At 69.1% G+C, this 21,901-nt stretch carries 17 protein-coding genes; 4 read left to right on the top strand and 13 right to left on the bottom strand.

What is annotated here, in order from left to right; all coding sequences use genetic code 11:
* Position 1: 1 nt before the first annotated feature.
* The 13 genes from AC5L36_RS31105 to AC5L36_RS31045 all read right to left on the bottom strand — a co-directional run bounded on the left by AC5L36_RS31105 (position 2) and on the right by AC5L36_RS31045 (position 19,747).
* On the bottom strand, positions 2-1,531 hold the full coding sequence (locus AC5L36_RS31105) for a TRAFAC clade GTPase domain-containing protein (RefSeq protein ID WP_441222329.1): 1,530 nt from the start codon (positions 1,529-1,531) through the stop codon (positions 2-4).
* A gap of 27 nt (positions 1,532-1,558) precedes the next feature.
* Entirely contained in the window at positions 1,559-3,925 is a 2,367-nt protein-coding gene (locus AC5L36_RS31100; RefSeq protein WP_441222328.1) for a GTPase-associated protein 1-related protein, read from the bottom strand.
* A gap of 1 nt (position 3,926) precedes the next feature.
* Positions 3,927-5,132: a hypothetical protein gene (locus tag AC5L36_RS31095; RefSeq protein WP_441222327.1), complete on the bottom strand. Its 1,206-nt coding sequence runs from the start codon at positions 5,130-5,132 to the stop codon at positions 3,927-3,929.
* 2 nt (positions 5,133-5,134) lie between these two features.
* The gene (locus AC5L36_RS31090; protein ID WP_441222326.1) at positions 5,135-7,786 is read right to left on the bottom strand and encodes a hypothetical protein; all 2,652 of its coding nucleotides are present in this window, start codon (positions 7,784-7,786) and stop codon (positions 5,135-5,137) included.
* Between the two features lie 13 nt (positions 7,787-7,799).
* Positions 7,800-9,407 carry an Hsp70 family protein gene (locus AC5L36_RS31085; protein WP_441222325.1) on the bottom strand — a complete coding sequence of 536 codons (1,608 nt, stop codon included), beginning with the start codon at positions 9,405-9,407 and terminating at the stop codon, positions 7,800-7,802.
* Between the two features lie 7 nt (positions 9,408-9,414).
* Positions 9,415-9,972: a molecular chaperone GrpE gene (locus tag AC5L36_RS31080; protein WP_441222324.1), complete on the bottom strand. Its 558-nt coding sequence runs from the start codon at positions 9,970-9,972 to the stop codon at positions 9,415-9,417.
* A gap of 271 nt (positions 9,973-10,243) precedes the next feature.
* Entirely contained in the window at positions 10,244-12,481 is a 2,238-nt protein-coding gene (locus AC5L36_RS31075) for a CATRA conflict system CASPASE/TPR repeat-associated protein (protein ID WP_441222323.1), read from the bottom strand.
* 81 nt (positions 12,482-12,562) lie between these two features.
* Positions 12,563-13,975, bottom strand: a complete 1,413-nt coding sequence (locus tag AC5L36_RS31070; RefSeq protein ID WP_441222322.1) for a hypothetical protein — start codon at positions 13,973-13,975, stop codon at positions 12,563-12,565.
* Between the two features lie 200 nt (positions 13,976-14,175).
* A complete protein-coding gene (locus AC5L36_RS31065) occupies positions 14,176-14,664 on the bottom strand; it encodes a DUF5825 family protein (protein ID WP_441222321.1) in 489 nt (162 codons plus the stop codon).
* The gene (locus AC5L36_RS31060) at positions 14,661-16,523 is read right to left on the bottom strand and encodes a RiPP maturation radical SAM C-methyltransferase (protein WP_441222320.1); all 1,863 of its coding nucleotides are present in this window, start codon (positions 16,521-16,523) and stop codon (positions 14,661-14,663) included. The genes AC5L36_RS31065 and AC5L36_RS31060 overlap by 4 nt, the downstream gene beginning before the upstream one ends.
* Positions 16,524-16,760: 237 nt before the next feature.
* Positions 16,761-17,792, bottom strand: a complete 1,032-nt coding sequence (locus tag AC5L36_RS31055) for a methyltransferase (protein WP_441222319.1) — start codon at positions 17,790-17,792, stop codon at positions 16,761-16,763.
* 573 nt (positions 17,793-18,365) lie between these two features.
* Positions 18,366-18,899: an AAA family ATPase gene (locus tag AC5L36_RS31050; protein ID WP_441222318.1), complete on the bottom strand. Its 534-nt coding sequence runs from the start codon at positions 18,897-18,899 to the stop codon at positions 18,366-18,368.
* Positions 18,896-19,747 (bottom strand): GntR family transcriptional regulator, encoded by an 852-nt coding sequence (locus AC5L36_RS31045; protein WP_441222317.1) that lies wholly within the window; start codon positions 19,745-19,747, stop codon positions 18,896-18,898. Before AC5L36_RS31045 ends, AC5L36_RS31050 begins: the two co-directional genes overlap by 4 nt.
* Positions 19,748-20,165: 418 nt before the next feature.
* Here AC5L36_RS31045 and AC5L36_RS31040 point away from each other — a divergent pair, with 418 nt between their 5' ends.
* Genes AC5L36_RS31040 through AC5L36_RS31025 form a run of 4 tightly spaced genes read left to right on the top strand, consistent with a single transcriptional unit; the run spans position 20,166 to position 21,813 of the window.
* The gene (locus tag AC5L36_RS31040; protein WP_441222316.1) at positions 20,166-20,426 is read left to right on the top strand and encodes a DUF6284 family protein; all 261 of its coding nucleotides are present in this window, start codon (positions 20,166-20,168) and stop codon (positions 20,424-20,426) included.
* Positions 20,426-20,644 (top strand): hypothetical protein, encoded by a 219-nt coding sequence (locus AC5L36_RS31035; RefSeq protein ID WP_441222315.1) that lies wholly within the window; start codon positions 20,426-20,428, stop codon positions 20,642-20,644. The genes AC5L36_RS31040 and AC5L36_RS31035 overlap by 1 nt, the downstream gene beginning before the upstream one ends.
* 2 nt (positions 20,645-20,646) lie before the next feature.
* The gene (locus tag AC5L36_RS31030) at positions 20,647-21,009 is read left to right on the top strand and encodes an RRQRL motif-containing zinc-binding protein (RefSeq protein WP_441222314.1); all 363 of its coding nucleotides are present in this window, start codon (positions 20,647-20,649) and stop codon (positions 21,007-21,009) included.
* Positions 21,010-21,012: 3 nt separating this feature from the next.
* A complete protein-coding gene (locus AC5L36_RS31025; RefSeq protein ID WP_441222313.1) occupies positions 21,013-21,813 on the top strand; it encodes an ABC transporter permease in 801 nt (266 codons plus the stop codon).
* Positions 21,814-21,901: the final 88 nt, after the last annotated feature.

Here is a 21,901-nt window from a genome sequence, read left to right as displayed (position 1 = left end):
GTCAGCTCACTCCGTACCGGCCGAGGGTCCACATGAGAAGGTCGCGCACGTTGTCGTCGGTGTCGCCGCCGGTGAACCGCGCCGTGGTGTGGAAGTAGCGCACCTCGCCGAAGGCCTTGGTGATGGCGCGGACCATGTTGCCCATGCCGACCCGCTCGTTGAGCCAGCCGCGGACCGCGTCACTGCCGTCGCCGAGCTCACCGCAGATCGGGATGCCGGCGGTGAGGTCGCTCTTGGTGACCGCCACGGCCAGCGCCTTCTTCCGCGGCTGCACACCCATGCCCTCCAGGCTCTGCACCACCTGCGAGAAGATGAAGTCCGGTGGTCGCGCGGACCGGACCGGCAGATAGCGGCTCTGGGCGCCGGCGTCGAGCGAGTCCCACACGTCCGGGATCGCCAGCGGATCGACGACGAACACGAACGCGTCGGCGATCCGCATGAAACGCAGCTCGTGCAGCAGCGCCGAGTCGTTGAGCCGCTCGCCCGGCGGGTCGTAGATGTGCACGAGGCGCCGCACTTTCCCGCCGTTGAGGTTGAACGAGAAGCCCCGCATGGCGTCCTGGGCCAGCGTCTTGTCGGTGCCGCCCTTCTTGCGCAGGCTTTCCTGTAGGTCGGCGAGCCGGCGTTTGGTCTCCTGGTCGGCCGGCTCGGCGTGCATGCCGGGCATCGGGTGACCGTCCACAAGGGTGGCCGCGAGCGCGAGCATCATGCGGGTCTTGCCCGCCGTGGTCGCGCCGACCATGGGCACCACTATCTCCCGCGCGGTGCCGGCGCCCTCGGCCAGCGGTGCGCCGCACACCTGGTTGGAGCAGTACGCCGTCATCCGGTGGCTGCCGAGCAGCAGCAGCGTCGGCATCCGGTGGCCACATGCGCAGACCCGGCGCAGCAGCCCGTACTTGCCGGGCCGCACGTCGTGATGCCGCGTGCCGCACCCCGGACACTCGTACGCCGGGTAGACCACGCGGTTGTGGCAGGTCGGGCAGCTCAGCTTGATCCCGCGCAGGTACGACAGACCGGCGTCCAGCCCGCGCAGCAGGTAGAGCACCGTCTTGGCGAGGACGAAGAGCAGCCCCCAGATCGCCAGCTCGCCGACAATCACCAATCCCATGACCGCGGCGGTGATCAGCGAGCTCACGACGAGACCGGCGCCGAACAGCACGCCGATCGCCCGCCAGTAGTTGTTTTTGCCGTACCCGAAGAACTTGGCCTTGAGCCAGTCGCGCCGCTTGCGGGCCTGGAGCCGCATCTCCTCCCAGGACAGCCGGACGACCTGCTTGAGGTCTCGGCCCGCGGGTCCGGAGAGGTAGTGCACGTACGCCGGCTCGCCCGGCCCGGTCATGCTCGGTGCCGGCACGGCGACGGCCTGGCCGGGCGACAGGACACCCAGCGCGCGGCCGCTGGCCCGCATGTAGGCGCTCACGTAGAGGACCAGGAAGACGGCGCTGGTCACGACCACCAGCGGGACGCTCAGGACCATGAAGACGGTGGCGACCAGCGCCCACCACATGAGCAGGAGAAACAGATAGAACATCGGATGTTGCCCTCCCGACAAACAGGCTCAGTGCCGCCGACGCGGCAGGAAGCGTCCGAGCCCGCGCGGCACCCGTGACTCCCGCCATTGCGTGTAGTACTTCGCCAGGTTCTTGTTGTCGGAGCCGCCGACCCACTTGTCCAGCTGGTCGAGGTCGCGCGACTTCCACCGCGCCACCGTCGCGGTCAGCACCTCGTTGAGCTCCTTCACGAGCGCCGGCTGCACGCGGGACAGCAGCACGCACGTTTCGAACACGGTCGTGGCCAGTGCCAGGTCGGGCGGTCGCCGGCGCAGGGTCTCGGTCAGCCGCTCGCGGTATCTGACCCGGAGGGCCCCGGGCATCCGCGGCAGCAGGTCGGCCAGCGGCTGCGCGTCAAGCCCGAGCAGCACCGGCGGGAGCTGCGCCTCGAGCCAACCGCGCACCAGCGGCTCGCTGCGCTGCATCTGGTCGAGCGCCTTGCGTACGAGCTCGGTCAGCTGCCGGCCGCGCGCGGCGCCCGTCTGCTGCACCAGCTTTCGCGCCCGCCGGATGCCGAGCGCGTGGGCGGCGGCCGCGGCGGAGATGTCGTCGGTGAGCTTTCGATCCACCACGAAGTCGCAGAGGGCGTAGTACTCCCGCCACTGCCCGTTCGGCGCGTCCGGCCGGCGCAGCACCTGGTCGAGCCGGTCGACCATGGCCGGCGACTCCCAGAACCGCTCCGGCACGCGGCGCACGACCTCGACCGCGTCTTCGACGCTCCACTCCTCCGGCCACAGCGCGCCGAGCACCGCGCGATCCGGCAGGTCGGTCTCGCAGAGCCGCAACAGCGTTGGTATCCGCCGCTCCGGCTCGCGTGCGGCCCGGGCCACCATGAGCAGCCGGCGCAGCCGCGGGTACGCGGCCAGCTCCTCCTGCGACACCGTGCCGTCGAGCTTCGTGGCGACGGCCAGGACCGCGGCCTCCCTGGTGGACAGTGCGTCGCCGAGCGCGGTGAGCATGCCGCGGCGCAGCGCGGGCACCTTGCCGAGCACCTGGGGCAGCGGCTCGTCGGGGCGGTCCAGCAGCATCGGCGCGACAAGCTCGCGGCCGTAGCCCTCCAGGTCGCCGCGATCGAGCGGCAGCTCCGCGCGGACGGCCACGGTCAGCAGCGCCAGCGCCTCCGGGAGCTGACCGGCCCGGGTCAGCCTGGCGGTGACGAGGCCGGTGGCGTGCCGGATGGCCGCCTCGGTCACGGGCCGCGGAAGGTCCGCCGGTGCCGCGGAAGGATCGCGTACCAGCAGGTTGAACGCGCAGATCTCGGCCGCCGCGCGGAGATTGTCGTCGCGCACCGCCGCGGCGACCTGGATCAGGGCGATGCTCTGCGGCACGGTGATGGCGTCGTGGTCCAGGCAGCGTTCGGCGACGTCGACCACCAGGCCCGGCTCCAGCCTGCCCGTGTTGGCCGGCAGCCAGTCCACAACCGCGGCCAGGTCGTCCGCGCTCACCGGCAGGTCGGCGCAGAGCGCACCAGCGGCCGCCAGCGGGTACCAGCCGGCGAAGTCGCGCTCCTGGCCGGAAGCGAGCGGCGCGGCGAGCGTCCACACGGTCTGCATGGCCTCCGGGCCCAGGGCGGTCAGCAGCTCGGCCATCGGGTGGCTGGCGCCGTCGGAGGCGTGGCCGTCGACGAAATCGAAGAGGCGATAGCTGCGCAGGGCCGACTCGTCCGCCACGAAGTCGGTCTCCGGGACGGTGCCCACCAGGTGCTCACCACCCCGCCCGGGACGGAAGCTGTAGGTGGCGAAGGACAGGCGCCGGGCCATGGGCGGCGGCAGCAGGTGGCAGATCGCGGCGATCCAGCGCGCGACCCGCTCGCTGTCCGCCTCCAGGAGGATCACCGGCCGGTCGCCGGTGGCGATCGCCCGCTCGACCGCGGTCAGCATCCGCGGCAGCCAGCCGAGCCGCCCGCTCTGCTGGAGGAACGCGTCGGTCGAAGCCCGGCCGAACGGGGCCGACGGCACGGCGTCCACTTCGGACAGCTGGGTGTGGCTGGACTCGGAGCGGGCCCAGAAGGCGGCCCGCCAGAAGTCGATCGGCAGCGCGCCGCCGAGGTCGCGCCCCGCCGAAGCGAGGCTGATGGCGTGCACGAAGTAGTTTCCGAAGCGGTGCGAGTAGTCGGTGCCGACGAAGGCGGTGTTGGCCAGGATCGACGGCTCGCCATCCTCGCCGGGCAGATAACAGAGGTTGACCGGGCACCCGGCGATCTGCTCGGCGGTCGGCTGGTAGCCGAGCGAACGCGGCGGCTCGTAGGACGTCGACTGCTCGACCCGGCGCAGCACCGCGTCGTCGATGCCCGGAGTGGCGGCGTTGAACTGAAAGCCGGGGTAGCCGGCCAGACCCACCTCGCAGGAGGTGTAGTACATCTGCGGCACGCCCATTTCAGTCCTTCCCAGTCTCGATCACCTTGAGCCGGCTCAGCAGCCACAGAAACGGGTCCTCCACGCGGTGTGGCTGGATGCCGGACTTGGCGACCTTCTGCCGTAGCTGCCCCGGCTCGAGGGCCGGTGGCACGGCGCCGAGAGCCGAGACGCCGAAGTACCGGTAGGTGCGGTAGTGCTTGGCCAGGAACTGGTCGATCTGCCCGCCCTCCCAGTCGTGCAACAGCGCCTGGACGTACGCGTGCACCGCGAGGCTGTTGTTGTCGTCGAAGTACGCGGTGGCCGGCGCCGGCTGCCGCAGCGGGCTCGGCTCGGGCAGCGCGTCCCACAACGCGTCCACTTTGGAGAAGGCGATCGCCACGGGAGTGTCGATCATCCGGTTGGGGCCCACCCCGGGCACCTTCTGGAGCACCTCGGTCACCCGGGTGAGGATGTTGATCGGGCTGTCCGCCTTCGCCGCTTCGCGCTGTCTCTCGGTGGGCAGCACGGACGGATCCAGCCCGAGAGTCTCCACCAACCCGGGGATCGTCAGCGGGTCGAGCAGCACGATGATGCCGTTGGCGCTGCCGAGGTACCGGACGTTCTGCGCGACGCCCTGCTCCGATTCCAGGTCTTCGCCAGCGGTGTCGAAAAAGGACAGCACGGTGTGTCGCAGGGTGCTGCGAAACCGCCGCCGCTCGCCGAGCGAAAACTTGAAGACGAACGGCTCTCTACCCTTGTCCGCCGCCGCTGTGCGGGTGGTCACCGGCAGCACGCCCTCCGAGTAGAGGGTGCGCTCCTCGCTGCCGAACTCGCGCCGGGTCCGCTCGTCCGCGCCGATCACCGCGGCGTCGAAGCGCCGGCCCACCCGGTGGATCAGCTCGTGCAGCAACACCGTCATGTAGACCGACTTGCCGCTGAACTTGGCGCCGATCATCGCCACCATGCGGTTGTCGATTTTGCCGTAGTGCACCGGAAGTTGGCTGTGGCAATGTGGACAGATCTGGATCGTGGCGATGTTGCCGCATCCCTTGCACACGGCGGAGAGCCGCTTGCCGTTGGCCTCCACGACGGGCGGCACGACCCTGTTGTCCCCCAGCTTGGCGCGCACCGGGTCAGGTTTTTGCGGGCATACCTTGCCATCCGGCGCCCGCAGGCCGCCGCACCGAAAGCGCATCTGCTTCTCGGCGAAGGTGCCGTAGCAGTACGGGCAGGTCAGCTTGGACATGCTCAGTGCCCTCCCGGGATACCCATGAGCACCACGGCCGACCCGGCGCCGGCATGGTCGTCGACGAAACAGCCGAGCCGGTACGGTCCGCGGGCGGCCCGCACCGCCACGTCGACGCTCAGCGGGCGCCCCGGATCCAGGCGCTGGGCCGGCACGCGCGCGACCGCGGTGCCCTGCTCCGGCCGTAGCGGCGCGACCCGGCCCGGCGACTGCACCACCACGAGGTCGGGCAGGGAACACGGCTGCTCGCAGCTCAGCTCGATCCGGGTGCGGCGCCGGAAGGGGACGCCGCGCTCGACGAACCGGTAGCTCACCGGTACGCCGACGCCGGTCACCAGCACGGTCACCGGGCTGCCCACGCTCTCGCCCTCGGCGTCGCGACTGACGGTGGCGACCGCGACGTGCACGGCGCCGGACCCGGTGGCGATCTCGAGGCCGCCGTCGTCGCGATAGGAGCGGAGCCAGCAGTCGATCTCTTGCGCGTGTGCGTCGGCACCGGCCTCGGCCGGCCACCAGCGAACCCGGGCCAGCGCCACGCCGGAGGGCCACTCCCAGCTGAGTCGCACCCGGTCACCCACCCGGCGGGCGGCAAGCCGGGTGACCGGCACGGTGTTGGTCACCGAGACGGTCGGCCCGACGACCGCCCGGCCGCCGCCGGCACTGAACGCGGTGACGAAGACCCGTCCCGCCGGCATCGGCACCGCCAGGGCGACGCGGTCGTTCGTCGCCGGCTCCGCGTGCCCGGCGAGCTCCTGGCCGTACCCGCTCAGCTCCGCCTCGGTGATCTCCGCGCCGCGCTGCCAGCGCGGCCGGTGTGCCGCCGCGCGGAGGGTGACCTTGCCGCTGGCCGGCGGTGTCCAGACCAGCCGCAGCCGGCCCGGATCCTGGCCCGGCAACGGCTCGACACCCAGATCCGGAACCGCCTTCGGCGGTGCCTGCGGGGTGACGGTGAGCGTGACGCCGGCGGACTGGACGACCGCGCCGCGCGAGCCCGGATAGCCGGCGCGGACCACGTACCGGTAGTCGTGGCCCGGACTCAGCCCCTCCTCCGTGAACCCGGTGCGGGTGGCGCTCACCGGAGCTCCGCCCGGCTCGCGGACCACGCTGAAGGCGCTGGCGTCGGCCCGTGCCGTCCAGCCCACCCGGACACCGGTCTCGCCCGCCGTCACGGTCACGCCGGTGACCTCGGGCAGCAGCGCCACCGGACCGGCGCTGGCACCGGCCGACCAGACGCCGTCGGACCGCGAGGCGAAGACGGTGTAGTAGAGGTCGTCGCCAGCCGGGGCGGCGCTGTCGGCGAGCTCGTTGCCGTCGGTGCGCCCCACGACGTCGCCGTCGGTCGCCGAGCCGGCCGGCCGTCGGCGGGTGCGGACCACCTGGTACGTGACGCCACCGGTACGGGCCGGGCTGGGCGTCCAGCCGATCGCGACCCGGTCGCCGGCGGAAGTCCCGGCGGTCACCGCGGGCACCGCCGGTGGGGCAAGCGCGCGCAGCCGCCCGGTCAGATCGGTGTCGTCGGCGGCGTCGCGCAGCGCGGTGGTGAGCAGCTCGGCGGCGTGCTCGGGCCGGCCGGCGGCGATCTCCTTCTGCGCCTGGCTCGCGAGCGTGGCCACCCGCTTCGCCACCGCCTCGACGCGGGCCCGCACCTCGCCGGTCTCTTCGGTGGGCAGGGTGCCGAGCAGCCGCTCCGCCGCGCGCAGCGAACCACCGCCGAGCAGTTCGTCGACCTCGCCAGCGGGGTCGCGGCGAGCCGGGGCGGCGGCCGCGCCCCGCATCAGCACGGCCAGGGCGAGCTCTTCGGCCTCCTCCCGCTTCAACCCCAGCTGGGTCGCCTCGCGGGCGACGCGGCGGACCGAGGCCATCGGGAGCTCGGCGGCCGGCGCCAACACCTCGATCAGCTCCCAGAGCACGAGCTGGTCGAGCGTGCCCTGGTCGTAGGCGTCGCGGAGGTTGGTCAGCAGGTTTTCGGTGGCGGTCTTGCGGTCGTCCTGGGCCCGCCGCTCGGCCCGTGCCCTCGCGTCTTCGAACATCGTGACGGTCAGCGGGCCATCCGTCACCCGCAGGCCGGCACGCAGGGTAAAGCCTTCGCCGACCTTCTCGCCGGCCACCGCGTACAGGGACAGCGGCAGGCCGAGTATCCGCACGGACCGCATCACCTCGCGGCTCTTGGCGGGCGGCGCCTCGGGCAGCGGCCACATCTCGTCGACGATGCGCACCCGGCGCTTGGTGAGCCGCTCGCGCAGCTGCGACTCGACCATCGCCCCGCTGAGCCGGGCCGCCACCTTCGCCACGGTGGACGCGGCGACCACCGAGCCGCCGGCCGCCAGGTCTTCCACCGCCTCGTCGAGCTTGCGACCGACCTCGGCGGAGAGCCGGTCCCGCTCGGCCGCGAAGTGCTCGACCGTGAGCTGCCGGGCCTGCTGAAGTGCCTTGTGCGCGGCGTTGAGCGCCTCGACGAGCCGGCGGTACGTGATCTTCTGGCTCAGCGACTGCCAGTACTTGACGACCGTGGCCAGGTGCGCGTCGAACTGGTCGCCGCGGGGAAGCCGGTCGGTGTCGATGCCGTACCGGATGAAGAGGTCCGCCGGCGGGGTGTTCTGGCTTTTCCGCGCCGGATCGAGCACCTCCTGCCGGTAGCGCTCCTGATCGAACATCGGCCGGCCGCCGTCACGCGGAAACGCTGTAACGGGCCACCGCGGAGCGGGCCTCGCTGACCTGCTCGTCGGAGAGCCCGCTCTTGATCTGGAGCTCGATGCGCAGGTCCTTGCCGGTCTTCAGCTCGATGGCGTGCACCCGCAACAGACCGTCGGTCTCCATCTGGAAGGTGACGTCGATCGGCGAACCCTGTGGCAGCGGCGGCAGCCCGCTGATCAGACCCTCGGCGATGTGCTCGTTGTCTTCGAGCACGTCCGACTCGACCGAGCCGGACTGCTCCCAGATCTCCACCTCGATCTCGACCTGGTCCGGGAATGCCGTGCCGAACCGCTGTGGCTCGGTCTCCGCCGGCAGCGGCGTGTTGGCGCGCAGCACGTGCTCGACCGTGTAGAACTCGGCGCCCTGCGCGTCGCGGTTGAGCACCTTGATGCCGAAGGCCCGCGGCACGACGGTGGCGACCCGCTTGCCGGCCAGCGCCCGCACCTTCTCGACCGAGATGTTGAGCTGGTCGGCGACATCCTTGACGGCGGCCTCGGGCGCTTCCGTGCCCTCCTCCGGCAACTGCACCTTGATCGACTCGATGAGCGCGTAATGCGCCGCGCCCTTGGCCACGGCCAGGTCCGGGTCGTGCATCCGCGGCGCGAGGCCCAGCGCCTCCAGACCGGCGGCGACCGCCGGCATCCGGCTGGACCCACCCACCAGCAGCACGTCGTCGAACTCGGTGATGCCCTTCTCCCGAGCCGTCTCCAGGGTGCGCTGGGTGATCGTGAAGGTCCGCTTGATCAGCTCCGAGGTCAGCTCCTCGAACTTCTCCCGGGTCACCTCGATCTTCGAGACGTCGCCGGCGAACCGCGCGTTGAACCGGCGGGTCTGCACGCTGCTGAGCTGCCTCTTGATGTCTTCGGCGCCGGCGGCCAGCTCCTGTAGGAACTCCTCGTCGTCGGCCGCCGTGGAGTCGGGGTGTTCGGCGAGGAACTGTTCGAGCAGGTACTCGGCGAGCCGGTCGTCCCAGTCGGCGCCGCCGAGGTGGTGGTCGCCGTCGGTGCAGACGACCTGGATCTCCTCGGGCGACACCTTGATGACGGTGGTGTCGAAGGTGCCGCCGCCCAGGTCGTACACGAAGAGCGTGCGGGTCTGCCCGGTGGAGAGGGCGTCGTAGTGCAGGGCGGCCGCGACCGGTTCGTCCACAATGCTCAGTACGTTGAGGCCGGCTATCGCGCCGGCCTTCCGCGTGGCGTCGCGCTCCGCGACCCCGAAGTAGGCCGGCACCGTGATCACCACGTCCTTGACCTCTTCGCCGCAGTTTTCGCTCGCGGCGCGGGCGAGCTCGCGGAGGATGAGCGCGGAGATGGACTCCGGCGAGTGTGTCTGGCCGTGCGCGGTGATCTCGAAGGACTTGCCCATCTGCCGCTTGATCAGTGAGACGACGAGGTCGGGGCGCAGCTTGGCGTTTGCCTTGGCGTCCTTGCCGACCACCACGTGATCCGGCTCTTCGAAGTAGACCACCGAGGGCGTGGTGTCGTCGCCGATCGCGTTCTTGATGATCGCCGGTCGGCCGGTCTCGTCGATGCGGGCGACGCAGGAATAGGTCGTGCCGAGGTCGATGCCGAAAGTCGCCACGGATTACTCACTTCCCGACGGGGTCTGGGTGGATGGGTTGGTCGACATCCGCGAGCGGGACGTCGATCGCGTCGCCGGCCGGCGGCTCGAAGCGGTACACCCGGGCCCGGGCCGGGCGGCGCACCTTGCCGGACTCGATCTCGAGCAGGCCGGCCGAGAGCGGCTCGGCCACCGTGCTGTCCAGGGCCGGATCGCGGGTCGGCACCGTGCCCGCCGGGCCGTGCCGTCCGGACTGGTAGGCCTCGCCGGCGACCGCCGCGAACATCTCGTAGCCGCACCGCTCGATCGCCAGCTCGATCCCGTCGGCGTAGCTCTCCAGCAGCCGGGCGGCAAGCGGCTCTTCGGTGGCCAGCCGCTGCGCCTCGCGCGCCATCGAGTCGTGGAGGCGAATCAGGTCGGTCACCACCGGCTCCAGAATCACGCGGCGCAGGCCGTCGCGAAACTCCTGGTTTTCCGCGTGGAGCCGGTCGATGATCGACTCACGATGGGCCGAACGCCGGTGGAACTCGGCGAGCTGTTCCTCTATCCGCTCGAGCCGGGCGGCGACCGGATCCGGCTCTGGCACCTGCCGATCGTGCTCTTCCACAAACCCTCGCCCTCAATCGGTGTGCACCGGAGAATTCGGAAGGTAACGAGGCGATAGCCGGAACGGCATGCCCATTTGTTCGCATTGACGGGCGTGCGGCCATCGCCGCCAGCCGTTCGATGGACCGCGAACCAAACACACCGCCGCGGCAGTGCCATCGGCCCAGGTCCGGCGTCTGTCCACAACGGAGTCACCGGCTCGGGACCGGCGCTGTCAGATCGTGGACTTTGGGTCGGGGATCTCGGCTGGTTTAGATGGGTGCGTTGCCGGCGGTGCGGCCGCCGTGTGGATCGAGCGGCGGGCAGCAGCCCAGCAGCGCTCGGATGTATGCGGCGGCGACCGCCGACGCGTAAGGCCGCCAGAGCGTGCCCATGCGGCTGTCGCCGTAGTCGCTGATGCCGCGGACCACCAACCACTCGCGGCCGCTGGCGAAGGCCGACGACCCGATCCCGGACGCTTCCATCTCGATGGCGCGCAGGTCGTACCTCTCCGCCAGCGCGTCCCGCAGCTTCGCGTTGCGCAGCGAACGGTTCGCGGAGCCGATCCGTCCTTCGTGGACTTTCGACCGCCCGGGGCGGTGTCCGGTCAGCGCCGGGTCGGGGTGTACGTCGTCCCCGTCGTACGCGCGGAGCACGTCGGTGGCGGGATCGGGGCGGGCGAACGCCGGACGCCGCTCGATCAGCCGGGCGAGCTCGTCCTCCCAGGGCCGGTGTCCGCGGATCTCCTGTGCCGCCAACGCCTTCGCGCGGCCGCACAGCAGCGGCGACGGCACTGGAAAGCCCTGCCGCAAGGCGAGGCCGCCGTCCCGATCCACGACGTGGTCGTAGTCGACGATGCCCCAGGTGGACACGACGGTGTCGCCGAGCCGCACGTGCTTGTCCGGCCGGGCGGGCATGGGCACGCCGGCCGCGATGCCGGTCATCAGCACCTGGTCGACCGATCCGAAGCTGCGCAGCAGGTGGGCCACGGCCGCCGCGGCGGCGTTGTTGGCCGTGTCACCGAGCATCGTCAGCACCACGTGATGGGGCTGGCCCGGCTGGGCGCTGGGGACGGTGCCACGGGTGTAGAGGGAACGGTCGCCGGCGATCGGCCACTCGGTCGCGTCGTCGATCAGCATCGCCATCGCCTCGTACTCCTCGGGCAGCGCGGCGACCAGCCCGATGGTCGGGGATGGTGCCGTGCCGCCCGTGGATGGCCGGCTTGTGGCTAGCGCACGTTCCCGTGCGTTTCGGAGGTAGCGCTGGTCGTCGGCGAGGGTCGAAGCCACCCAGTCGGCGGTCTCGCGGTCGTCGGCGAACAAGCCGCCGAGCGGCGCGGCGCCGGGCGCGACCGCCCGCATCGCGGTCGCCATGTTGGACCGCGCGATGTCGACCGTGCCGTAAAGGTCGTCAAGCTTGGTCAGCAACACCGTCAGCGCCGCTGCCTCCGTGCCGCCCGCCGCGGCGGCGCGGAGGGCGCCGTCGGCGGCCATCCGGACGCGCAACTCGTAGCGGATCTTGGCGGCGTCGACGAGGTATCGGGTCAGCGGTGCGATCGCTCCTCCGCCGCCCGACCACACCAGCCCGCTGAGCACCTCGTGACTCTCGTCCGGCGCGACCGCGAGGATGCGCCGCTCGGCCCGGTGGTGATCGTCGAACGGCGGCAGCTCCCACAGCGTGCAGCCGGCGACCGATACGCCGTCTCGCTGCCACAGGTCACCTGCGGCCACGGCATCGGTTGTCGCGGTCGGCGTGATGCCCAGGTAGAGCCGGACGACGCCGAGCAACTCGCCGGTGCCGCCCGCCGCGACCGCGTCCCACTCCCGCTCGCAGCCGGCCCAGGTGGGCGCGTCAGGATCGGCACGCCAGCCGACGGAGAGGACGACGACGTCGTGTTCCCGGCGCAGGATCGCCTGGACCCGCTGATCCGGTCGCTGCCGGGCGGCGAGGATCGGACCGGTCGGCAGCAGGGCGCATGTGGCTGGCAGGTCCACGGGCGGCCGGCGGTCGTCGACCGGCTCGGTCGCGGCCAACAGGTCTCCCACGCCCACCCAGATCCGCCGCACCTGCCGGTAGGCGGCCTCCGCCCACGGACCGTCCAACGGCGCGATCGCATGGACCACCAGCTCCTGCCGGACCGGCGCGGAGGACACGAGCGCCGGACCGCGACGGGGCGGCGCCGGAAGTGTCTCCGCACCGGTCAACGCGTGCACGAGCATGTTCGAACGCAGCCGCAGCGACCTCGGGGCGGGAGAGGTCAGGTCGATCGGGATGATGCGCCCCGGGCTCAACGCGTCGAGATCGGTGATCGCTCGATCCAGCGCGTCACCGTCTCGGTCGGCGATGGCACCGGCCATGTCACCCAGGGCACCCGCGACCTGCCGCCACCCCTCGGCCGGAAGCCGCCACTGCTCCATCTCGGCCAGCGTGGCGAGCGCGTCGTCACGAAGCTCACCGCCGGCCCAACCCGCCCCGTCCGGCACAGCTGACACAGGCTCGGCGGCTCCCATGCCGCGCGACTGTAGCTACGTTTCCAGCGGAACAGAATCGCCGAATGGCTGCGGATCAACGACAGAACCCACCTGCCCGCATCATTGCCAGGAGTGTCGTAGCGTCGGCGCTTTGGGGTAGCTGTCGTATTGCTGAACGCTGATGGTGGTGACCGGCGACCTGTTGGCGGTGATCAGCCGGTTGTCCGCCACCGGCCAGAGCCGGCCGTCGTCGAGGAGGTAGCCGGCCGGCCTACCGGCGGCTCTGACGGCCGGGACGCCGGTGTGCAGGGAGGCTCCATACGGGATTTGGTGGAACGTCTGGGAAGAGACATTCACCCTGTTACCTGTCAGGGCGGTGTAGACGCCGAGCTCTTGGATCTGTAGGCGTCGGCCGCCGGTGATGTACGTGGCCGGCAGGCCGGCACTTTCGATTCCGTAGCCGTTGAACAGAGCAGCCACCTGGGCGTCGGTCAGTTGGCCACAAGTGCGGCCGGTGAGCAGGTCGAACCCGAAGTGGCCCAGGGTGTGCGGTGGTGCGGTGGCGGTCGACTGGATCACGTCGATGGGTACCCGGCCGCATTCGCCTTGGGGGGTGACGATCGCGTGTTTGTCGGGCTTGGCGACCAGGGCGGGGCCTTCGGTCCAGGTGCCGGGCAGCAATCCGTTCGGGTGCGGGTGGATGCGCAGGTCGTTACGGTCCAGGAACTCCAGAACCGTCCCGCTTGAATTCGGACCGTTGCTCGCGACGATGAACGCCTGCAATACGTCGGAGTACTGCCAGTCCACCGAGAAACCGTTGAGCACGGAGAAGCTGCGGTCGTTGTCCGCCGTCCGTGGCTGCCAGCCGGTCGCGCTGAACACTTCGACGCCGCTCTGGAAGGTGGGGTCGGTGGAGCGCCAGGCGAACTGCCCCGCACCGTTGTCGAGAGCGCCGCTGGCGGTCGTGTCGGTAAACAGCAGGTAGAACATCCCGTCGAGGTGGACGACGCTGGGCTGGCCGGCGCCGTACCTGTTGGGCCGATCGACCTCGAAGGCGGGCGTGATGATCGGGCGCCCCTGGTTGAGCCTTTGCCATTGCAGGCCGTTGGTGCTTGAGGCCACGCCGATCTGGGTCAAATCCGGTGATCCGTCCCGGGAGCCGCCGTAGTACATGTAATAGGTGCCATCGACCCGCACCACCGACGGGTCGCAGGTGTGCTGATCCCAGCCAGTCGCGGTGCCGTCGAAAACCCGCAGCGGCTGGCCGCCGCCGGGAGCGCGGAAGGGTCCGCCGAGGGAGGGCGATTCGGCGTACAGGATGTCGTCGCCGGGTACCGTCCCTCCCGAGAGCTGGCTGCACCACCACATCCGGTAGGGGCCGTCAGCGATGACCGCCGGCGCGTAGTCGTACACGTTCCGGGTGATCAGCCCGCCGGGGTGCGAACGGTAGGAGTCAGTGGGCAACACGCTGGACTGGTCGGCAGCCGCGGGGCCGGCCGCGCCCCCGACGGATCCGGCGAAAACCAACGCCACCGGCAGGAGTCGACGGAGGACGAGCCGCCCCAACCTGCGAGTGTTCGGCCAACCTGGCCGGGCAGTGACGGTTCTGCCAGGTGTCATGATGCACGTTCCTCCCACCGTGGATGGCTGATGCGATCTCCATCGAACTGCTCGCGGCTTTCATCTCGCTGACGCGGCACTGACTCTGGTCGTTCCTCGACGGCCCGGGCGCTTCAGATGAGCGTTGCGGGCACCGGCCAACGCGACATCCGATAGGGCAGCGTCGTGGCGTGGTCGCCTATGCGTAGCAGCAACCCTTCGGCCAACAGGGCATCGGTCGCTTCCCGCTCGGCGGGCTCCAGGCGGGCCAGCGACCTCGGCTGGAGATAATGCGTGAAGGCGTCGACGAGCGCCGGATCGTCGAGGACGAAGTTCGCGGAAGCATCGGCGTTCCGCACATCCTTGACCTGGATGAACGCCGGCCCCCTCCGGAAGTAGCACAGGCCCACCCGGAAGGCGGCTCGCCACTCGTCGATTCGCGGATCGCCGCCGGTCGGTGGCGGGAGATGGTGCAACGCGGTCACGTCGATCGTGTCAGCGAGCTCGCCCCGCCACTGTGTGATGACGCCCTTGGACAGGTGGTCGCGCAGCAGGCATATGAAGCGAAGCGTCGGCTCGGGCCGCCCTCCCAATCGCATCACCTCGCCGGCGAGGGGGATCATGCCGAGACTCCCGCCCGCGCCGATTCGCAGAGGTGGATCTTTTGGGGAACGTCGGTGGTCGCCAACGACACCCAGGCGTCTCCGTCGTGGAAGACCAGGCCGGCCGTCAGGCAACCCTGCAACCAGGTGCCGACCACGTCGCGCTCAACGCTGTGTCCACGCTCGCTGAGATGGGTGACCAAGCCCTTGACGGTGCGGCGTCCGTTGAGAGCGCGGTAAGCGTCCGCGTGCCAGCCGGTGAGCCGATGCTCGACCGGCGGCCAGCCCACCCGTCGGTCAGCCACCAGGATCTCGGCGCCCTGATCATCGGCAACCAGGGCTGAGTGCGGATAGCCGCGCTGCCAACGCTCTATCGCCTCCGTCAACGCCTGCGCCACCTCCGCGGTGATGCCGGCGTCGTCGCAGTCGAAGAAATACACGAGGTCGGCCAGCTCGGCCTCCGGCAGGTCATAGATGTGGCGGCAGAACTTGGCCGGCTCGCGGCGGGTGAAACCCAGCTCGGGGCGTTCGAAGTATGGGCTGAACCGCTCCATGATGATTCGATCGGAGTAGCTTGGCGGCTGGAGGTGGACCAAAGCGGGCATCTGGTCTATGACACTCCAGTAGTCTTCTGGAAGCTCGCCCGGAAACCCGTAGAGGTAGTTCCATTCACAGGTAACGTGATTGTTTTCGCAGTCCCGCAGAAGCCGCACGTTGGTAGCGCCGTCGACTCCTTTGTCCATGAGCTTCAGCACATGGCCGTTCAAACTCTCGATCCCGGGTTGGAGCAACATGACTCCGGCAGAGCTCAACGCCTCGATCTGCGCACTCTTCAGGTTTGACTTGATCTCGTAGAAGACCCGCAGATCCCAATCGGCCTCGGTCATGCGAGGGAGCAAGGTCTTGAAGTAGTCCATGTCCAAAATGTTGTCGACCGTTACCACGTCAAGGATCTGGTGACGCGCGACCAACGTACTCAGCTCGTTCCAGAACTGATCGGCCGACTTACTCCGGAATGCCATCAGCGAGCCATTGAGCCCACAAAAGGTGCAATGATGCTTCTCACCCCACCAACAGCCGCGCGAGCTTTCGATCACCAGCTCGGGTGAGACATAGGGACGCAGCGGTGAGCGCTCGAGTACGTCCTGCCAGCCGTCGTAGTCCGGCACCGGAACGATTCCCTGCGGAACGCTCTGGGTAGCCTGCGCGTTGGCCACCGAACAGTCGCCATCCCACCAGCACAAGCCCGGGACATCGGGGAACCCGCCGCCGGCTTCGATCCTCTCCAGCAGCGCGGGCAGCGCCCGCTCGCCCTCGCCGCGGACGACGAAGTCGATGAACGTGAAGTTTCTGTGCAGCGCGTGCCCCATCGGCCCGTCGCAGTTGGCGCCACCGAACACGACTATGAGATCGGGCCGGACCTTCTTGAGTCGGCGCGCGAGCGCGAGACTCGGCACGTTTTGCATGAAGGTGCTGGAGAAGCCGACGATGTCCGGTTCGAAGGCGCAGACCTCTGCTGTTGCCGTTTCCAGGTAGTCGTCGGTGACGGCGCGCATCCTCATCACGGTGTCGACGTCGAGGCCGAAGTTCGTGGCGGTCTCCCGCAGCTCCTCGACGTTCCGCCCGGGGTCGTCGTAAAGGCAGCCCGCGAATACCAGCTCGCCGATGCCATGGAAGACACCCGTGTCGGCAATCTTCGTATAGTCCGACGGCGGCACGCCGACCCGCGCGAACATGTGTTCGGCCCATCGGATCCCGCCGTGATACTCGGCCACCTCGACGCCGGCGCACTCGCGCCTGACGAGGCTGTGAAGCAGTCCGATCGGGAGCGACGGGCGGTTGATCGCCTGCCAAGGCATCGCCGCGAGCGTGAGCCGCATGGTTTTCCCCTAAACCGTTCTTACAAGAAGTGACGCATGTTGAGATGCCGGCGCGTCAACTGAGCTCGACGTGGTGCACGATTCGACGCGCCGGCATCACGCGCTAGCGGAGCGTCTACGATCCCTTCGGGGTCCCGGTGGGTTTGCCCATCGTGATCCGAACTGACTTGTACTTCTTGTCCGGCAGAATGGGCGTCTTCTTGATGGCCATCGACTCACTCCTTCCATTGTGTTGGGCTAGGTCGGCACCGCCTCGATCGCCTTGACGTCGTTGTCTTCGGACAGGGCGGTGATCGACGACAGTTCGAAACCAGCCGACTTCAGCAGCGCCGCGAATTCGTCCCTGGTGCGCTCGCGACCGCCCGTCGTCACGAGCAATCCGAGATCACCCGTTGTCGTGTAGCGGTCGGAACTACCCAGCTCGTCCGGCAGCACGAGCTCGATCACGATGAGCACGCCATCCGCCGGCATCACGCGCCGGCAGTTCGCGAGGATTCTTGCGGCGTCCGCATCGCTCCAGTCCAGCAGGATGTATTTCAAAATATAGGCGTCGCCGCCCTCCGGAACGCTCTCGAGGAAGTCGCCGGAAACCACCTGGCACCGATCCGTCGCGCAAACCCCGGCAAGCCCGGCCGGCGTATCGAAGAGAATCCCCCGCATGGCAGGGTTGGCGCGGAGCAGCCCGGACAACAGGGCGCCACGCCCCCCGCCGACGTCGACAACCGTGTGGAAACGCGAACAGTCCAGGCGGGTCAAGACTTCCGGCGAGAACGCCATGCTCGTGTCCCGCGCCGAGGCCTCGTGGTAGTTGGCGGAAAGCTCGGGATGCTCGGCCAGGTGATCGAAGATGGTCATGCCGAAGATGTGCTGGAACGCCGACTGTCCCGTCTCCACGCTGTTTAGCAGACCACCCCAGGATCGCCACGAGGCATCGTCGCAGGACGCCAGCGTGAGTGCTTTGACCGAACGTGCGGCGTTGGCGCGCAGGGGCCGTCCGAGCGAAGCCAGGCCGAACACCCCCGGTGCCACCTCGGCGACTACGCCGAGATGCGTCAACGCATGCAGCAGTCGAGTCAGCGCGTGGACGTCCGTCCCCGTGGCGGCGGCCAGCTGAGCGCTACCCTGCGCGCCATTTTCCAGGAGATCGGCAATACCAAGCCGGGTAGCCGCATAGATGACCTGGGAGAAGCGGAACCCGAAGATGAGCTTGAGCAGTTCCGATTCGGCCCGCGCGTCTGAAGCGTCCCCGTCTTCTGGGTCAGAGTGCAAGAGCATGCCCCTTACGTGGATGCCTCGGCTGCGACAGCGGTCGGCCGAAGTCAACCACGGCCGGCTTTCGCCGCGATGACGTCTCACTGTCGTCGCGCCGGCATCCCACCGTGCTCGCGTTCATCGACCAGGGTCGCCGGCCGCGCAAGGGGAAGCACAGATGTGCGCAGAAGATCCAAAAAGATAGCGCCAGATCGATGGACTTAGTGTCCTGACCTGGCGCTCGAATGGGTGGAGCCGAGGGGACTCGAACCCCTGACCCCCACACTGCCAGTGGCGATCTCACGAACTTCGCTGACCTTGCAGCGCTGTGACCTGCGCCGGGGGTAGCGCCTTCCCCGCGGTTCCCCGTCCGTGCCCGGCGCCGACCGGTCTAACTGGCACGGATCTGGCACAGGGTCTGGGAGGGAAGAGCGGCTGAAACACCGGAGAGGTTCGCTGTCTCTCTCGTGTTTCAGCCGCTCTTCCGGTGTCACTCGACTGTCACTCATGACCAGTAGCGTTTCCGCAGGCCAGCGGCGGTTAAGTGACACGGGTGACACGGGTGACACCTTCGGCGCCGCACAGGTCATCTCACCCCCTGGCCTGTATGCGCTTGTAGATCTCTCTCGCGGCGTCGGCCGCTGAGATTTCTGCTGTGTTGAACGTCAGGTCAGCCGTCGCTAGCGGGACGGTCTCATCCCATGCCGATAGCCGGTCGTTGAGGTCGGCCGTCCCTCGGTCACGGATGCGCTGCGCGGCGACTTCACGCGGACACCATAGGTGGACAACCAGCCATCGCGTATCCGGCACGCTCGCGGCCACTACGGCAACGGCTTCCACCTGTCCCAGGTGAACGACTGGCACGCTCTCCGCTAGTTGCTTCGCGAGCATAGCCCGGTCGATCACGTAGGTAGACCCATAGCGACGGTTTTCCCAAATAATCTGATGCTGCGCGCGAAGCGCGGCGATATCGGATTCTGTCGCCATGCGATATCCGGCCGTTCTCCCCTGCCCAGCTTTCAGTCGGCGATACAGTACATAACGAGGATCGATCCTCGTTAGCTCGCCAGTAACTGTGTCTTTGCCACTCCCCGGAGGACCGTACAGGATGACACCATCGTTCATGCCGCCTCGCCAAGAATCCGCTTAAGCAACTCCTGCGCCTGATCCTGCAATGGCGAGCTAGATGCCGAGTTGTCGATGACGACATGCTCACCACTCGGCCGGAAATCGGGCTTGATCCTTGTCAGCCAACCCGGCCAGTCGGATAGCTTCGCGGCATCTCGCGCCGCGCCACGGCGGCGAATGTAGGTGTGCATCGTATCGGCATCGCAATACACCCATATCAGCGTTGTGACCGCGTCCATCCCGCTGAACAGCGCTTGTGTCCTGCCGATCCACACAGGATCGCCAAACTCCTGCACGAATGGCGCCGTCACAATAGCGCTGCTTCCGCACTCAACATTCTCTGTCGTGGTGGCGATAAGCGACTCGTATTCGCGTGGTCGAATCGTGTTGACATAGGTGTCGGAATCACGGTCGTGCGGGGACTGACCCAGGATTTCTAGTGCGATTTCGACGACAGGCCGCGTAAGCGTATCCTTGTCGAGCATCGGCCAGCCTGTTTCTCTTGCGATGATACGGCCTAATTCGGTCTTCCCGCTGCCGGCATATCCACCGATCAACAGCACGTGTGGCTTTCGTAGGCGCACTTCGCTTCGCCTCGTCTGACCCGGTGCCCGAACAACGCGCTTAGAGCGCGACTTGCTCTCTACTAGGCCGTCTGCAATGAGGATCTTCATTGCCTCGTTAATCGTGAAGACGCTGACGTCCCAGGTCTGTGCTAGCTCGCGCGTTGAGGGCAATACGTCGCCATCCCTCAGAACCCCCGCGTCGATGTCGTTTCTGATATTCCGCGCGACCTGCTGATGTAACGATTCTGCCCGCGTCAGTCGTGGCCGGGGTGAAGACATTGCGCGCTCCCTCGGAGCTAGGCGTCGATCTGATCAGCCCGAGCATACCAGTGCCCTAACAGTCACCTAACAGTGACCAACGGCACATCATCCCTGCTCAGTGCCACTTCGTGCCACGTCCTACCTGACCAGTTGACCCGTAGTCCAAACAACTGTTAGGTTACCGGCATCACAAAGACCGGCTGGGTGTCGGGGAAGGCGGTCTCTTCGGGGACCGCACGCCTACGGCCCGCCGTGATCGCTGGCTCATTGACAACTGAAGGGGCCGTGGCCTCCCCGGAAAAGGTCACCGCGCACGCCAAGGTCCGTGCGCTCCTACCCCGGTTGACCTGGGGTTTCCCTGTCTCTGCCGGCGGCACGTTGCGCTGATGCCGCGTGCCGCCAGCGGCTCCACTTCGACCCCCTGTGAGGAATCGACATGGAAACGTTCGACCTGCCCGCGCTGGCCGAGGCCGGCCCGACTGTGGAAGACCTCGCCGCGATCGCCGCCGAGTGGCCGCTGATCGAGGCCGAGCTTGACCTGCTGGACGCCGAGATCCGCATCATCACGACCGACGACAACCCCTCTGACCTGGACTGGCGCCGCCTGCGCCGGGCCGAAACTCGCGTACTGCGCGAGGCGACCGCGTTCTACGGCCGCACGTCGAGCGCCGCCGCGCCGCATCGGCAGGTGGCCTAATGAGCGCCCACAACACGCCGCGACCGGCGCACCCGCTGGCCCGCGCCGGCCGCGTGGCCCGCGTACTCGGCCCGATCGCCGGCATCGGCGCCGCACTGTCAGCCATACCCGGCGTGATCGGCACGGCCGGCGCTCTGCTGGCGATCGCCGCCGGAACGCCGGCCGTGGTGCTCGGCGTCTACGACGTGCGCCGCTGGCTCCGATCCGGCAGGCCATAGCCGTGAGCCGGATACGCGCCGCCTACTACGACCCGGAAGGCGACCGGTACGGCATCCCGACCTACTGGTGGCGCGGCGCGCCGGCCTGCTACGCGACCCGGCGCCAACTACGCGACCGCGGACTACGGCCCGCCGGACAGCCGATCGCCGCTCAGATCTTGTGGCGCGGCATCGGCGGCACCCGGGTGGCCTACCTGTACCGCCTCGACCTGGCCCGCCCGAAGCGCACCGCCACGACGCGCCAGCGCGCCGCGATCGACCGGGCGCTACTCGCTCGGCGCACCTGCCCGATCTGCCGCCGCGTGCGGCCCTACTACATCCCTCGCTCGCTCGGCGAGTGCCTCGACTGCAACGAAGGACGGTAACCGATGACCGCCGCACCGACCGTCAGCAGCGCCTACCCGGCGCCGATCGAAGACCTGCTCCCCCGCGCCCGCGCGCTCGCCGAGGCGCTCGGCGAGATCCCCTCCCGTAACCGGATCAAGAAAGAGCTACGCGTCGGCTCCCCCAAGGCGAACGCCCTGCGCGACGCGCTGGCCGAGCTGCTCGCATCGCCCCCGGCGCCGGCCGAGGCGCCGGAGCCCACCGAGACCACCCCGGACCTGATCGGCCCGCCCCCGAGCGCGCCGGACCTGGCGCCGGCCGAGCAGACGCCGCCGCTGGACGCTTCGCCGCTGGAAGGCAGGGACGCAGACCCGGGCGCCAACATCACGGCCGAGGGCACCGCGCCCGCGCCGGCCGAGCGACGCCGCCCGGTGGTGTGGCCGGTCCTGCTGCTGGCCGCGCCCGCGTTCGTCGCCATCTGGGCCGGCTGGGTCGAGCTGGGCAAGCTCACCGGGTTCGGCAAGGCAAGCCTGCTGCCCGGTATCGCCGATGGCGTGACGTTGGACATCGCGATCACACTGCCGATCGGCATGGAGACCTACGCCGCGTACGCGCTGTGGGTGTGGCTGTCCGGCCGCGCCCCGCGCGCTGCCCGCCGGTTCGCCAAGTGGTCCGCGATCGTCTCGCTCGCCATCGGCGCCGCCGGTCAGGTCGGCTACCACCTGATGGCCGCCGCCGGCTGGACGTCGGCACCGTGGCCGGTCACCGCGCTTGTCGCCTGTCTGCCCGTCGCCGTGCTCGGCATGGGTGCGGCGCTGGCCCACCTGATGCGCGCTGATCACTAGCACCGCCCGGCGGCGCGGCCCATGGCCTCGCAAACCCGTGCCGCGCCGCCGGTCCTCGTCAAGCCCCTTTGCAGGAACCCTCGGAGGA

The sequence above is a fragment of the Phytohabitans sp. LZ39 genome (assembly GCF_059359075.1).
Note: the sequence above shows the minus strand (reverse complement) of the source record. Positions and strands in the feature narration are given on the sequence as shown.

Bases quoted from the DNA above. Each gene is read 5' to 3' on its own strand.
- AC5L36_RS31105 (WP_441222329.1), bottom strand. From the start codon at position 1,531: ATGTTCTATCTGTTTCTCCTGCTCATGTGGTGGGCGCTGGTCGCCACC.
- AC5L36_RS31100 (WP_441222328.1), bottom strand. From the start codon at position 3,925: ATGGGCGTGCCGCAGATGTACTACACCTCCTGCGAGGTGGGTCTGGCC.
- AC5L36_RS31095 (WP_441222327.1), bottom strand. From the start codon at position 5,132: ATGTCCAAGCTGACCTGCCCGTACTGCTACGGCACCTTCGCCGAGAAG.
- AC5L36_RS31090 (WP_441222326.1), bottom strand. From the start codon at position 7,786: ATGTTCGATCAGGAGCGCTACCGGCAGGAGGTGCTCGATCCGGCGCGG.
- AC5L36_RS31075 (WP_441222323.1), bottom strand. From the start codon at position 12,481: ATGGGAGCCGCCGAGCCTGTGTCAGCTGTGCCGGACGGGGCGGGTTGG.
- AC5L36_RS31065 (WP_441222321.1), bottom strand. From the start codon at position 14,664: ATGATCCCCCTCGCCGGCGAGGTGATGCGATTGGGAGGGCGGCCCGAG.
- AC5L36_RS31060 (WP_441222320.1), bottom strand. From the start codon at position 16,523: ATGCGGCTCACGCTCGCGGCGATGCCTTGGCAGGCGATCAACCGCCCG.
- AC5L36_RS31050 (WP_441222318.1), bottom strand. From the start codon at position 18,899: ATGAACGATGGTGTCATCCTGTACGGTCCTCCGGGGAGTGGCAAAGAC.
- AC5L36_RS31045 (WP_441222317.1), bottom strand. From the start codon at position 19,747: ATGTCTTCACCCCGGCCACGACTGACGCGGGCAGAATCGTTACATCAG.
- AC5L36_RS31040 (WP_441222316.1), top strand. From the start codon at position 20,166: ATGGAAACGTTCGACCTGCCCGCGCTGGCCGAGGCCGGCCCGACTGTG.
- AC5L36_RS31035 (WP_441222315.1), top strand. From the start codon at position 20,426: ATGAGCGCCCACAACACGCCGCGACCGGCGCACCCGCTGGCCCGCGCC.
- AC5L36_RS31025 (WP_441222313.1), top strand. From the start codon at position 21,013: ATGACCGCCGCACCGACCGTCAGCAGCGCCTACCCGGCGCCGATCGAA.